This is a genomic window from Eximiradius sp., from assembly GCA_937127445.1.
Classification (GTDB): Bacteria; Bacteroidota; Ignavibacteria; order Kapaibacteriales; family UBA2268; genus JAKIZO01.
This window is the reverse complement of the sequence record CAKZLY010000002.1, coordinates 61,140-75,794: the sequence shown is the minus strand read 5'-3', so window position 1 is coordinate 75,794 and position 14,655 is coordinate 61,140. Positions and strand designations below refer to the sequence as shown.

Sequence of the window (14,655 nt, the reverse complement as noted above, 5' to 3'; positions counted from 1 at the left end):
TTTTTATTAATTTTGAAAATTGTTCAAGCGTAAATTGTTTTGAAATGGCAATTTTTTTAAAAAAAATAGCATTTCCTTATAAGAACCTCATTGAAACTCATTGGAGTGACGGTTTTAGGTCAGTTACCAAACTCGAAATTTTACGTAATAATTGTCCTTGTGCAGATTGCCAGAAAAATAAAAGCCAAACTGGATTTATTAATTTGAATACTTTCAAACCAGGAAAATTCATTATAAAAAAGATAAATGTTGTTGGCAACTATGCGATTAATCCAATATGGGAAGATGGGCATGACACCGGAATTTATCCATTCGATTTTTTACGTAATTTATTTGAAAATTATAAACTTACTGATGAAGAAGTTGATAAAATAATAAAAATTAATAATCAATCGAAAAATAATTAAAGGAGTGTTATGAGAACAGTAAAAGTCCCCAAAGGAACTCAACTAACTTGTAAAAACTGGCAAATTGAAGCCGCATATAGAATGATACATCATAATTTAGACCCGGAAAATGCTGAAAAACCATCTGAATTAATTGTTTACGGTGGTTACGGCAAGGCTGCTCGCAACTGGGAGTGCTTCGATGCAATAGTCGATTGCTTAAAAAACTTGAATGAAGATGAAACTTTGCTTGTTCAATCAGGGAAACCAGTTGGTATTGCTAAAACTTACGCATCTGCACCAAAAGTAATTATTGCGAATTCTAATCTTGTTCCCAAATGGGCTAATTGGGACGAATTTCGTAGGCTTGATGAGCTTGGTTTGATAATGTACGGACAAATGACTGCTGGAAGCTGGATATACATTGGAACCCAAGGTATTTTGCAGGGTACTTACGAAACATTTGCAGAATGTGCCCGTCAGCACTTTGGTGGTGATTTAGCCGGTCGTTTCTTGCTTACCGGTGGAATGGGAGGAATGGGAGGAGCTCAACCTCTTGCTGCTACTTTTGCTGGCGCAGTTTCAATAACAGTTGAAATTGATGAATCTCGCGTCGATAAAAGAATTCACGATGGTTATTGTGACATAAAAGTAGAAAACCTGGACAAAGCTCTTGAACTTGTTGAGCAATATAAAAAAGAAAAAAAAGCAATTTCAATCGGATTAATTGGTAACACTGCTGAAATTCTTCCCGAAATATTACGTCGCGGAATTATTCCTGATGTTGTAACAGACCAGACAGCTGCTCACGACCCGCTCAACGGTTACTATCCTGCTGGATATTCGAAGCAGCAGGCTGATGAATTAAGAAAATCAAATCCGCAAAAGTATTTAGAAGAAGCCTATAAATCAATTGCAATTCACGTTCAGACAATGCTTGAATTCCAAAAACACGGTTCAATAGTTTTTGATTATGGCAATAATATTCGCGGTATTGCAAAAGATTATGGGAATGTTCAAAATGCATTTGATTTTCCAGGATTTGTTCCTGCTTATATTCGTCCACTCTTTTGTGATGGCAAGGGTCCTTTTCGTTGGGTTGCTCTTTCTGGAGATCCAAACGATATTAAGAAAACAGATGAAGCGATAATGGATTTATTCCCAAATGATACTGCCTTGCATAGATGGATCAAAAATGCTCAACAACGGGTTCGCTATCAGGCTTTGCCTGCAAGAATATGCTGGCTTGGCTATGGTGACAGAATGAAAGCTGGATTGCTTTTCAACGAACTGGTTAAAAATGGTGATGTAAGCGCACCAATAGTAATTGGTCGCGACCATTTAGATTGCGGTTCTGTTGCTTCTCCTTATCGTGAAACAGAAAGTATGAAAGATGGCTCAGATGCTATTGCTGATTGGGTCTATCTAAACTTTGCTTTAAATGCAATTGGTGGTGCTTCTTGGGTCTCCTTACATCACGGTGGTGGTGTTGGTATGGGACTTTCGCTTCACGCTGGAATGGTTGTGGTTGCAGATGGTACCAAAGAAGCAGATGGGAGGCTATCCCGCGTGCTTACTTACGACCCATTAATGGGTATTCTACGTCATTCTGACGCCGGTTACGAGCGTGCTATTGATAATGCAAAAAAACATAATATTGTAATCCCAATGTTAAAATGATATTAAAGTTTGTTCAAAAATTTACGATAAAAAAAATGTAACTTATTTGTTTTATATTAGTATATTGAAATAAAAGGAGGTGCAATTCTAAATAATTTTATTCTTTCATTATTGTAACTTTGAAGGTAATAGTTGTGGGAAGAAAAAAGAAAATAGATACGTTACAAATAACAGCGAATGGGAGCCATTCGGAGGATGTAAAAAATGGTAATGAAGTTGCAAACACAAGTTCAAATTTAACGGAACAAATCGAACAACTTTTTAAAACTGATAGAAAAAAGTTCTTAGGCTTCATTCGCCAAAGAGTTCGTAGCCAAGAAGAAGCGGAAGATATTTTGCAGGACGTTTTTACTAACGTTTTGGCAGCTTCAGCAAACGTTCAGAAGCCAATTGAAAATATTGCTTCGTGGGTGTTTACTGCTGTTCGTAATCGTATTATTGATTCTTACAGAAAAAAAAGAGCCGAAACCTTTACAGATATGCAAACACAAGGTCAAGCCGACGAAGGTGTGGATTCATTTGAAAACTTTTTAGGTGATTTATCTACAAGCCCGGAAAGCGATTTGATTAGGAAAACTATTTGGGAAGCAGTTCTTGAAGGTTTGAACGAACTTCCCGACGAGCAAAAAGATGTTTTTGTGAAAAATGAATTCGAAGGAATATCTTTCAGAGAAATGTCCGAAGAAACAGGTGTAAATATCAACACATTGCTTGCGCGTAAAAGATATGCTGTTTTGCATTTAAGAAAAAAACTTAAAGATTTGTATAAATCTGTAAATAATTCATAAAATATTCAATAATATATAGTACATTTCCCCAATATTGAATTTGTCTATATTGGGGATTTTTATTTGTTTTGATAAGTATTTACCGAGAAGTTCTGGATGTTAAATCATTTAATTCATTAATAAATAATGTATTTATGTAAAAGTACAGCATTATTATTAACTAATTTACGGATAAATTGGTAACGATAAAAAAATATCAATTAATTTTATTGTCATATATTTTTCATTTTAATATATATATTATTCATTTTATTTTAACTTAAAGTTCATAAATATGATAAATACTTATAAATTATAGGTTTAGGTTTGTCTAAATTTATTTTTTCTTTGTTTTATTCTTAAATATCTCTTTATTTTGTATTGATTAGAAGGTTACTTAATATAAATTTATTAAGGTAGTATATGGCAAATGTTCTTCAGAATTACGAAAATCTAAAGAAAGCTCTCGAATTTGCTTCAACCGACGCTGATAACACTGGAAAAATCATTATTCAGGTTGGTTCAGCAACTTGCGAAAAAGCTGCTGGCTCTGATGCTATTCGGGACGAATTCATCAAGCTTATTAAAGCTTCTGGTCGAGATGATATTGTTGTCAAGCAGACTGGTTGTACTGGTCGCTGTTCGCAAGAACCAATCGTTGGTGTGTTTATTCCCAAACAGTTCCCTGTAAAGTATTCACAGGTGAAAGTTGAAGAGGTACTAGAAATCTTCCAAACACACGTTCTTGGGCAGCAACCTGTTGCTAAATTTATGCTCGATAAAACTACAGACACACTTTACAAACACGTTGTTACCATTTGTTCATCGAGTCGATGCAATACTGATGACAAGTCTTGGATCGATGTGTTTAACAGACTTATCAAAGAAAAAAATCTTTCGCCAACAGAAGTAAAAGTGCTACAAGGGGGGTGCATTGGCTTGTGTACAGAAGAACCAAGCGAAATTAATCACGGCGTTATGATGGTATTTCCTGAAAACGTTATATATAAATTTCATAACGAAGATGAATTATCCAAAATCATTGATATTCATGTAGTTGAAAAAGGTCGTGCCCGTGATTTTATGGTTCATACAGATAATTTGACAGAAGTTTATTTCAAATTTTATGGTGATGTCTCTTTCTTTAATAAGCAAACAAGAATTACTTTAAGAAATTGTGGGATTATTGACCCCGAAAGCTTAACTGACTATATTCACGCCCAAGGCTTTGAAGCGCTTGCAAGAGTTCTTTATAAAAGTGACCCCGAATTTGTAATCAATGAGATTATTAAGTCTGGGTTAAGAGGTCGTGGGGGAGGAGGCTTCCCAACTGGTATAAAATGGCGTAATACACGTACAATGAATCCCGACCCTATTAAATATGTAGTTTGCAATGCCGACGAAGGCGATCCAGGTGCATTTATGGACAGAAGTGCTCTCGAAGGCGATCCATTCTCTATTATTGAAGGTATGATTATTGGCGCTTATGCTATTGGTGCAACAAAAGGCTATGTATATATTCGTGCTGAATATCCTCTTGCTATTCAACGTATAGAAAATGCTATCTGGAAATGCCACAAAATGAATTTGCTTGGCAAAAATATTCTTGGTTCTGGATTCGATTTTGATATTGAAATTAGATTAGGTGCTGGTGCTTTTGTCTGTGGTGAAGAAACTGCTCTATTGCAATCGATTGAAGGGAAACGCGGGCAACCCGTAATTAGACCGCCTTATCCGTCAGTCAAAGGTTTATGGGGACATCCTACTTGCATCAATAATGTAGAAACCTGGGCTAATGTTCCTGCTATTATGTTGTATGGTGCTGATTGGTTCTCCCGTATTGGTACAGAAGGAAGTAAAGGAACAAAAGTTTTTGCTCTTGCTGGCAAAGTTAAAAATACTGGCCTTATTGAAGTTCCTATGGGAACTACGCTTCGTGAAATTATTTTCGACATTGGAGGCGGAATTCCAAATGGTCGTCAATTGAAAGCTGTGCAAACAGGTGGTCCATCTGGTGGCTGTATTCCAATGAGTAAAATTGACACACCTGTTGATTATGAAACTCTTAAAAGTATTGGCTCAATGATGGGTTCCGGTGGTATGATTGTCCTTGATGATTCAGACTGTATTGTTTCTACCGCAAAATTCTTCCTTGAATTTACAAAAGATGAGTCCTGTGGAAAATGCTTACCTTGCCGTGAAGGTACTTTCAGAATGCTCGAAATCCTTGAAAAAATTACGTCCGGGCACGGTGAAATGGAAGATTTAGATAAATTGGAAAGACTTGGGCGAGTGATTCAAAAATCTTCTCTCTGTGGGTTAGGTATGTCTGCTCCAAATCCAGTTCTTTCAGCGTTAGAGCATTTTAGAGAAGAATTCGAAATTCATATCAAAGAAAAACGCTGCCCTACTCAAAGATGTTCTAAACTTATTACATACAAAATTATTCCTGAAAAATGTACTGGATGTACTCTTTGTGCAAGGCGTTGCCCTGTTTCTTGTATTCGTGGATTTGCTAAAAAACCACACGAAATTATGCAAGAGCATTGTATTAAGTGCGGTGAATGCTACAATGCTTGTAAGTTTGATGCAATAGAGAAAATTTAAGGAGGAAAATAAATGAAATATGTAAATGCAATTATAGATGATATTCCAGTTTCTGTAGTAGAGGGTACAACTATTATGGAAGCTGCGGATAAAATTAATGCTCATATTCCGCGATTGTGTTACCATCCATTCCTTTCTACAGAAGGTGCTTGCCGTATTTGTGTTGTTGAGGTTGAAGGTGCTCGCAATTATTTGCCAGCTTGTGCTACTGCTATTCAGGAAGGAATGGTTATTCGTACCAATTCACCACAAATTCGTCAAACTCGTAGAGATTTGGTTGAATTATTATTAGATAATCACCCACGTGCTTGTTTGACTTGCGTTAGGGATGGCAATTGCGAACTTCAAAACCTTGCTTATAAGCTTGGGGTGAGAGATAGACTTTACGCGGGAGAAAGAAAGCGTCATCCAATCGAGAATTCAAGTGTTTCAGTTATTCGCGATGCTGAAAAATGCATTCTTTGCCGCCGTTGTGTTCGTGTTTGTTCTGAAATTCAAGGTGTTCACAATCTTAGTCAAATGCATCGTGGTTTCCGAACAGTTGTTACTCCTGCTTTTGAAGCACCTATGGATGATTCCGTTTGTATCAAATGCGGGCAGTGTATCAATGTTTGTCCTACAGCTGCTTTTATTGAGCAAGATGCAACTGAAGTAGTATGGAAGGCATTAGAAAATCCAGATTTGCACGTTGTCGTTCAGACTGCACCCGCCATTCGTGCTGCTATTGGTGAAGGTTGGAATCTACCACCAGGAACTTATGTAACAGGTAAAATGGTAACTGCTTTACGTCGCCTTGGTTTTGATGCTGTATTTGATACTGATTTCGCTGCTGATCTAACTATAATGGAAGAATCTCACGAGCTCATCGAGAGAATTAAAAAAGGTGAAAACTTACCTTTAATTACCTCCTGCTCGCCGGGATGGATAAAGTTTTTAGAGCATTTTTATCCTGAGCTAATTCCAAATGCATCTTCTTGTAAATCTCCTATGCAAATGGAATCAACGCTTCTTAAAACTTACTACGCAGAAAAAATGGGCATAGACCCAGAAAAGATTTTCGTTGTTGCAATTATGCCTTGCGTTGCAAAAAAATATGAGGCTAAAAGACCAGAACATTATATGAAAGAAAATGTTCCATATACAGATGCTGTTCTGACAACTCGTGAACTTATCTGGATGATTAAAGCTTATGGTATTGACTTTGTCAATCTCCCCGATAGTGATTTTGATGCTCCATTAGGTTATTCGACTGGTGCAGGAGACATCTTTGGTTCTACTGGTGGTGTAATGGAAGCTGCCCTTCGCACGGCTTACGAAAAAATCACCGGTGAAAAAATTCAAGAACTTGAATTTACTAATGTCCGTGCAATTGAGGGATTGCGTGAAGCAAGTATTCAAATTGGTGATTTATCATTGAACGTAGCGGTTTCTAACGGATTAAATAATGCTAAAAAGATTTTAGAAAAAATCAAGTCAGGTGAAAAACAATATCATTTAGTTGAAATTATGGCTTGCCCTGGTGGTTGTGTTGCTGGTGGTGGGCAACCACTTGTAAATGCAGGTGAATATGTATATCCATTAGACCCAGAAACTGTTCGTAAACGTCAAATGGTTCTTTATCGAATTGACGAAAGCAAAGAATTGAGAAAATCTCACGAAAATCCTTTCATTATCAAATTGTATGAAGAATTTTTAGGTGAACCTGGAAGTGAAAAGGCTCATCATCTTCTTCATACTACTTATGAACCAAAATTACCAAGGGGGATTAAATAATGGAACAGCCAATTTATACATTAGATCAGGATATTCAGGATTTCATTGCAAATTGCCTGAATTTAGAACATCCCGAAAGTTATCTTATTGCAGTTCTGCATAAAGTGCAAGAACGCTATGGTTATCTTTCTGAAAAACATATGGACGAAGTGGCCCATTTGTTGCAAGTGCCTACTTCAATTGTTTATGGTGTTGCTACTTTTTATCATTTCTTCAAGCTCAAACCTGCTGGTAAATACAAAATTTCAATCTGCCTTGGAACTGCTTGCTTTGTAAAAGGTGCTGATTTAGTTTTGGATGCTTTTAAAACTGAACTTGGATGTGGAGTTGGCGAAACAACCGCTGATGGAATGTTCTCAATTGAAGGAACTCGTTGCCTTGGAGTTTGTGCATTAGCACCTGTCGTAACGATTAATGAGCAGGTCTTTGGCAATGTGAAACCTACTCAGGTTACTGAAATTTTGCATAAAATGAAAGAAGCAAAGCCAACAGGTGCAAAAACTTATTAATAAAAAGTCTTTTAAATTAAACGAGCCACGCCTTTCTATGTGGCTCGTTTTTTATTCTTGTTTTACAGTAAGGCTTTTTTTTTATAAATTAATGTTTTTAAATGTTGCAAATTTTAAAATGATTGATGTTAATTCTTCTATTGGTGTCTTTGATTCAGGGATTGGCGGGTTGACAGTTCTGAGGCAACTCATTCGTTTTATGCCAGATGAACACTATATTTATCTTGGTGATACAGCTCGTGTTCCTTATGGAAATAAATCGCAATCGATTGTTCGTACCTATGCCGAGCAATTTACTCGCTTTTTAATTGCAAAAAATGTAAAATTAATTGTTGTAGCTTGCAATACTGTTTCCTCAGTTGCTTTGGATACTGTAAGAAATATTGCAGGTGATATTGAAGTTATTGGTATGATAGAACATACATCTTATGCTGCTTTGCGAACGACTTTGAACAATAAAATTGGTATTATTGGCACTCGTGCTACTATTAATAGTAATGCTTACATGGAGGGAATTAAGTCAATCCCTGGGGGAGAAAATATGAAAATCATTTCTCAAGCTTGCCCTCTTTTTGTCCCAATTGTTGAGGAAGGATTAATTAATCACCAAATTGCATACCTTGCTGCACAAGAGTATTTATCAAATTTAATAAGCGAAAATGTAGATACAATAGTTCTTGGTTGCACTCACTATCCTCTGCTGTCTCGTGTGATTTCTGAAATTGTTCCTGGTGCTACATTAATTGATTGTGGTGAACATTCCTCTGTTGCAGCGTTGAGAATTTTAGCTGAGAAAAACTTATTGCGTAAACAATCTGCGTCAATAAATCAAAAGCCTGAAATTGAATTTTATGTTACCGATATACCTTCTATTTTTTACGAGCAAGCTCAAAGATTTTTAGGATTTCCCATTGATACACCTAAAACAATTGATTTCAAGGATTTAGTATAAATGGAGAAATTAATCTTAAAGAAAAATGCCGACGAAAGAATAAAACACGGTCATCCATGGGTTTTTAGTAATGAAGTGGCTCAACATCTTAATTGTAATGACGGTGAAATCGTAGAAATTTTATCTTCAACCGGGAAATCTTATGGATTAGCATTCTACAATTCACATAGTTTAGTTTCTGCTCGGTTGCTATACACCGAGAAATTTGACTATTCTATTATTTGTGAAAGAATTCACCGTTCGCTTGAATATCGTAAGTTTATATTTCCTGATGAAAATTCATATAGAGTTGTTTTTGGGGAATCTGATTTGTTACCTGGGCTGATTGTAGATAAATATTCAAATTACCTTTCTATCCAATTTCTTTCTGCTGGGGTGGATAAATTAAAAGATACAATCATTAAAGCACTTTTAGATGTTATTCCGAATGTTGAAGGTATAATCGAAAAGGATATTTCCACTCATAGAAAGTCTGAAAATTTACCAGAAGTCGAGACTGTTCTCTATGGCAATATCGCGGATAAAACTCGCTTTAGTGAAAATAATATATTTTTCGATGTTTCTCTCAAAGAAGGTCAAAAAACAGGTTATTTCTTAGACCAGAAAATAAATCGCAAGTTTCTTCAAGATATTGCAAAAGGGAAAACTGTACTCGATTGTTTTTGCAACCAAGGTGGATTTGCACTAAATGCGGCCAGATCTGATGCTGCTTATGTATTAGGAATTGATGTTTCTCAATCGGCTGTTGATGCATCGCAACATAACGCAAAAATAAATAACTTTCATAATGTAAATTTTATTAAGGACGATGTTTTTGATTTTCTGGAAAAAGAAAATTCAAAAGGGAAGAAATGGGACATTATTGTTCTTGATCCACCTGCATTTACTAAAAATCGTAAAACTTTACCGAAAGCAAAAGCTGGATACGCAAAAATTAATCGTTTAGCTTTGAAATTACTCAATCAAAACGGTTTCTTAGTTACTTCTTCTTGTTCTCATCACTTGAAAGAACAGGATTTTCTTGATATAATTCAACGTGAAGCGTCAAAGCCAAATATTAAATTAAGGCTTGTTTATCGTGGTATACAATCGCCAGATCATCCAATCCTTGTTTCAATGCCAGAAACTCAGTATCTTAAGTTCTTTGTTTTTCAATTGATTTGATGTTTCTAAACATATTAAAAAATAAAAAAATTAATCTAAACTAAAATAATATTAAAAAAAAATACTCTATATAATTTGTGTAATGTTGCGAAACACAAAAAGGATGTATTTATGGCAAAGAACGTGAAAAAAAATATAATTGCAAACAATAACTTCAAGCCTATCAATCCAGGGCTGAGGAAAGTAATAATCAATGGCAAAGAAACAACTGTTGAAATCACCTGTAAATTTGATATTTCTGGTTTTGATAGAGCCACAATCCTTGAATGGTATAGAATTATTAATTTAGGTAGACGTTTAGATGACAAAGCTGCTTTATATCTGAAAATGGCAAAGGGATGGTCCTACCACGCACCTTTTGGGGGACACGATGGCATACAACTTGCAATTGGATTATCTTTCCGTAAAAACAAAGATTTTTTATTTCCATATTATAGAGATATGCTTACTTCATTGGCGGCGGGTATTACGCCTGAGGAAATCATTTTAAATGGACTTAGCAAAGAAACAGATGTGGCTGGTGGCGGAAGACATATGAGCAATCATTTTGCAAAACCTTCTATTCGAATTCAAAATGTTTCTTCTTGTACAGGCAATCACTCCTTACACGCAGCTGGTGTTGCTCGTGCTATTAAGAAGCTTGGTTCAAGCGAAGTCGCGATTTGTTCAAACGGTGAGTCCGCTTGTTCCGAAGGCTACTATTGGGAAGCAATCAACGTTGCTACTTTGGAAAAATTACCTGTTGTGTTTGTTATTCAGAACAATAAATATGGTATTTCAGTGCCGTTAGTGGATCAAACAGCGAATCAAATTGTTTCTGAAAATTATAGAGGAATGAAGGATTTACTTATTATCAATTGCGATGGTCGCGATCCTTTTGATTCTTACCGTGCTATGCAAAAAGCAATTGAGTATGCTAAATCGGGCAATGGCCCCGCAATGGTTCATGCTGATTGCGATCGAATAGGTTCACATTCAAACTCTGATCGCCACGAAGCTTATCGTTCAGACGAAGAACTTGAAACTGTACGTCAGCGAGATCCTATGCTTCAATTAAGGACTTTTATTATAGAAAGTGGAATTGCAACAGAAGACGAAATTATCAAGATTGAGGAAGCAAACAAAAAAGAAGTTTTCGAGGCGGCAGACAAAGCGGAAGCAGCTCCTAACGCAAATGGTAAATCATACGACCAATTTGTATTGCCTGAACCATATTTCAAAAATGAATTAAATGTGGGCGAATTTATTGATCCTTCATCCACTCTAGTTAGCTTTCTTGAAGCTATCAATCTAACACTTAAAGAAGAATTTCGCCGTAACCCTAAAACTTTTCTTTGGGGACAGGATGTTGGAAAAGGCGGGGTATTTAATGTTGTAAAAGGTATGCCACAAGAATTTGGGAAAAAACGTGTATTTAATGCTCCTATTGCAGAAGATTGTATTGTAGGTACAGCCAACGGTTTTTGTCGTTTCGATAAAGATGTGCGTGTAGTGGTCGAAGGCGCTGAATTTGCAGACTATTTTTGGCCTGCTATGGAACAATTAGTTGAATGTTCACACGATTATTGGAGAACTAAGGGGCAATTTACGCCAAATATTGTAATTCGTTTGGCAAGTGGTGGTTATATTCAAGGTGGATTGTACCATTCTCAAAATTTAGAAGCCGTTTTTACCACTTTACCAGGAATTCGAGTTGTTTGCCCGTCGTTTGCCGATGATGCAGCTGGTTTGCTTCGTAATGCTATACGCTCAGAAGGTGTTACTCTATTTCTTGAACCGAAGTTCTTATATAACTATAAAGGTGCTTATTCTCATTTTCCTAATGAGAACTATTTCGTTCCTTTTGGTAAAGCAAGAACTATTAAAAGTGGTACTTCTCTGACAATTATTACTTATGGAAACGCAACCCACGTATCTCTGAATGCTCTGAAAGAACTCGAAAAGAATAATATTTTGCCAGAAATTATTGATTTGCGCTCTTTGGTTCCATGGGATAAGGAGACAGTTTCCAAATCAGTTAAAAAAACTGGTCGAGCACTTATTATCCACGAAGATAAAGTGTTCGGTGGATTTGGTGGTGAAATTGCTTCTACTATTTCTGATGAAATGTTTAAATATTTAGATGCTCCTGTAAAAAGAATAGGCTCTAAGAATACACCAGTTGGTTTTGCCAAATCTTATGAAAATGAAATACTATTGAGTGTAAAAGACGTTGTGGAGGCTGCTACAGCTTTGATGAGATATTAATTGAGTTATATTTATTTTGTATTATAGTTATTAAAAAATCTAAAAAATCAAATGAACTGAATAACCAGTCATTCGATTTTATTTATAAAATTTTGTATTTATATGCTTTCGTTTGTGAAAATCAACTGGTATGTATATGCGTCATCTAATTTTTGGCGCATTTTCAAAAAATTAGTAATATACTGTCCGCAATTGCTCCCAATCTTGTTTTCTTCCATTTCCCCAATGCTTAATATAACATTATATCCAGATACTTCAAATTGTCTAACTAAATTGAAAACATTGGAATTAGAAAAGACTTCTGAAACAATGTTGTTATTCTTTGAAGCAGCTGTTGGATTGACGGGGGTTAATTTAATTAAAAATATATCTGGACTAAAATACTTTCTAATAGTATTTACATCAACTTCAGCCTCTTTAAATAGAGCAAAGTTAAGTGTTATCTTTCTGTTATTCCCACTATAAAAATTTTCACCATATTTCGCTATTTCTTCGAAATTCATTTTTTTGACAGGTATTATTTTGTCTCTCTGAGCGTAGCTTGTAGAATGTATTGAAAATTGTAACTGAAACGTATCATCGTATTTTCTTTTTTTGATTTCAAGCAATCTTTCAAAAAAATTATCTCTTCCAATCGGAGCAACTGTTGATAAAGAAGGGATAAAGTTCTTAGCTTTAAAATGTTGGTCAAATTCATCTAACACGTTGAGAACATTTTCGTTCAATGTTGGTTCGCCCATTCTTGAGAATTGTATTTTAAATTTATCTATGTTTATTTCGCGTGTTGGGAAGCGTTTTGCAACCATATAATCAATTTGTTGAAATATTTCGTGTTTAGATAATTTCCCAAAATACTGCCAACCTGAATCGCAAAACTTACATTCAATTGGGCAACCAAATAAGGTGGATACAATTAATACCCATTTTTTTTCTCTTGGGATAGGTGGCTGAGTTGATTCAACGAATTCTAAATATTTACCTTGTCCAAACTCCGCAATATACACTGTTGCAATATCTGATTTTTCTGTTTCTGCTATTACTCTCATAGTTAATCCTTATTCGCTAAATACACTTTCATTGCAACTTCAATACCATTGCCTGCTGCTATTGATGCTTGCCTAATGTTTTTTCCCGAAGCAACATCTCCAATTAAAAATAATCTATCTGATTTTAAAGCTTCTTCAGTTATCTCTGGTAGATTTTTTTCTCTACCTATTGCTACAATCAAATAATCAACTTCAAAATTGACTAACTCGTTATTCCTTATGCAATTTAACAACAATTTTTCATTTATTCTAATAATATTTATTAACTGAATATTTTTTTCTAATGAAATATTCTTAATTTTTTTACAAGTGTTAACCAATGTTCGAATTGCTTTGAAGTTTTCTCCTCTCATTAGTATTGTAACAGTGTTTCTATCTGATAACGAAACTGCATAATCAAATGCTGCATCTCCACTTCCTAAAACAGCTATTTTACAATCTGAAATTTGTTGTTTTAAATTAGCGATTTCGTAGTATATTAAATTGTTCGCTTCTTTTGCTATCATTTCATCCGGAAGTTTAACAGGCTTAGTTCCAGTGGCAACAATACATATATCGCTTGTTGTTGTATTCTTTGTTAGTGTAATGATAAATTTATTGTCGATAAAATCAATATTTGTCACTTCATCAAAAATCACATCAATAACAAGTTTATTGATATGTTCTTTTATCAATTCGCAAAACCTCTCTCCAGTGATACCATTTGGAAAACCCAAATAATTTTCTATTAAATTTGCATTTTGCACTAATCCGCCAACTCGATCTCGCTCGATTAATTCGATATCCAATCCAAATCGTTTTAATTGTATGGCTGCGGCACATCCTGCTGGACCTGCACCAATAACAATTGCCTTCAAATATTTCTCTCCAAATAGTTTATCAATTCGCTTGTTGTAGGAGTGGAATTAATTGAAAATGATAGATTAACTAATGATGATAAATGCAAATCAAAATTATAAGTAGCAGTTGCATCAATTGGTACTATCGTGTAGAACCCGTTTACAAATGCAGAACGTGCAGTAGTTTCTACACACAAGTTGGCAATCACACCCGTAATAATTAATTGCTTTATTTTTAACTCTTGTAAAATGTTCAATAAATTAGTGCAATAAAATGCGTCATATTGATTTTTATTGATTAAAATTCCTTTCCTTTTATCAATTTTATCATAAATTTTATTTAAAATACCAGTTTCAGGTGTTAAATGTTTCCAACGAGCAGCCATTTGTTTTGCATTCTGTTCATTATTAGAGTGTTTAGTAAATATTACAGGAAAATTATTGCGATTGAATATTTGTATCAATTTATTAATGTTTGTAACAATTGATTTTGCTGCTGGAACAAACGCTTGAGATTTTTCCAGTAGAAAATAATTTTGCATATCAAGCACTAACAAAGCAGTCTCATCGATTGAAAACTCTTTGAATTTGCCTAATTCTAAATGTTCAAGCCTGTTCTTAATGTCAGTTGCTACTTCTTCAATATTATTTTCAGTAAAGTATTGATGTTTTTTCATTGTAATTA

12 protein-coding genes are annotated in these 14,655 nt (G+C 35.0%); 9 read left to right on the top strand and 3 right to left on the bottom strand.

What is annotated here, in order from left to right:
* The first annotated feature begins 44 nt into the window (after positions 1-44).
* The 9 genes from AC6QZF_RS00385 to AC6QZF_RS00345 all read left to right on the top strand — a co-directional run bounded on the left by AC6QZF_RS00385 (position 45) and on the right by AC6QZF_RS00345 (position 12,085).
* Positions 45-407, top strand: a complete 363-nt coding sequence (locus AC6QZF_RS00385) for a DUF971 domain-containing protein (RefSeq protein ID WP_499797901.1) — start codon at positions 45-47, stop codon at positions 405-407.
* A gap of 9 nt (positions 408-416) precedes the next feature.
* The gene (gene hutU, locus AC6QZF_RS00380) at positions 417-2,066 is read left to right on the top strand and encodes a urocanate hydratase (protein WP_499797900.1); all 1,650 of its coding nucleotides are present in this window, start codon (positions 417-419) and stop codon (positions 2,064-2,066) included.
* 134 nt (positions 2,067-2,200) lie between these two features.
* Positions 2,201-2,854 (top strand): RNA polymerase sigma factor, encoded by a 654-nt coding sequence (locus AC6QZF_RS00375; RefSeq protein WP_499797899.1) that lies wholly within the window; start codon positions 2,201-2,203, stop codon positions 2,852-2,854.
* Between the two features lie 750 nt (positions 2,855-3,604).
* A complete protein-coding gene (gene nuoF / locus AC6QZF_RS00370; protein ID WP_499797938.1) occupies positions 3,605-5,440 on the top strand; it encodes an NADH-quinone oxidoreductase subunit NuoF in 1,836 nt (611 codons plus the stop codon).
* Between the two features lie 12 nt (positions 5,441-5,452).
* Positions 5,453-7,213 carry an NADH-dependent [FeFe] hydrogenase, group A6 gene (locus tag AC6QZF_RS00365; protein WP_499797898.1) on the top strand — a complete coding sequence of 587 codons (1,761 nt, stop codon included), beginning with the start codon at positions 5,453-5,455 and terminating at the stop codon, positions 7,211-7,213.
* Positions 7,213-7,722: an NADH-quinone oxidoreductase subunit NuoE gene (gene nuoE / locus AC6QZF_RS00360; protein WP_499797897.1), complete on the top strand. Its 510-nt coding sequence runs from the start codon at positions 7,213-7,215 to the stop codon at positions 7,720-7,722. Before AC6QZF_RS00365 ends, nuoE begins: the two co-directional genes overlap by 1 nt.
* 118 nt (positions 7,723-7,840) lie before the next feature.
* Positions 7,841-8,674, top strand: coding sequence for a glutamate racemase (murI, locus tag AC6QZF_RS00355; RefSeq protein WP_499797896.1), 834 nt, complete (start codon positions 7,841-7,843; stop codon positions 8,672-8,674).
* A complete protein-coding gene (locus AC6QZF_RS00350; protein ID WP_499797895.1) occupies positions 8,675-9,838 on the top strand; it encodes a class I SAM-dependent rRNA methyltransferase in 1,164 nt (387 codons plus the stop codon). It abuts the gene before it with no gap.
* 216 nt (positions 9,839-10,054) lie between these two features.
* Complete coding sequence (locus tag AC6QZF_RS00345; protein WP_499797937.1) at positions 10,055-12,085, top strand: alpha-ketoacid dehydrogenase subunit alpha/beta; 2,031 nt, start codon at positions 10,055-10,057, stop codon at positions 12,083-12,085.
* A gap of 98 nt (positions 12,086-12,183) precedes the next feature.
* On the opposite strand, the gene AC6QZF_RS00340 is transcribed toward AC6QZF_RS00345, so the two are convergent.
* Genes AC6QZF_RS00340 through AC6QZF_RS00330 form a run of 3 tightly spaced genes read right to left on the bottom strand, consistent with a single transcriptional unit; the run spans position 12,184 to position 14,647 of the window.
* Positions 12,184-13,131: a radical SAM protein gene (locus AC6QZF_RS00340; RefSeq protein ID WP_499797894.1), complete on the bottom strand. Its 948-nt coding sequence runs from the start codon at positions 13,129-13,131 to the stop codon at positions 12,184-12,186.
* A gap of 2 nt (positions 13,132-13,133) precedes the next feature.
* A complete protein-coding gene (locus AC6QZF_RS00335) occupies positions 13,134-13,988 on the bottom strand; it encodes an NAD(P)/FAD-dependent oxidoreductase (protein ID WP_499797893.1) in 855 nt (284 codons plus the stop codon).
* Entirely contained in the window at positions 13,985-14,647 is a 663-nt protein-coding gene (locus AC6QZF_RS00330; RefSeq protein ID WP_499797892.1) for a cysteine hydrolase family protein, read from the bottom strand. Before AC6QZF_RS00330 ends, AC6QZF_RS00335 begins: the two co-directional genes overlap by 4 nt.
* Positions 14,648-14,655: the final 8 nt, after the last annotated feature.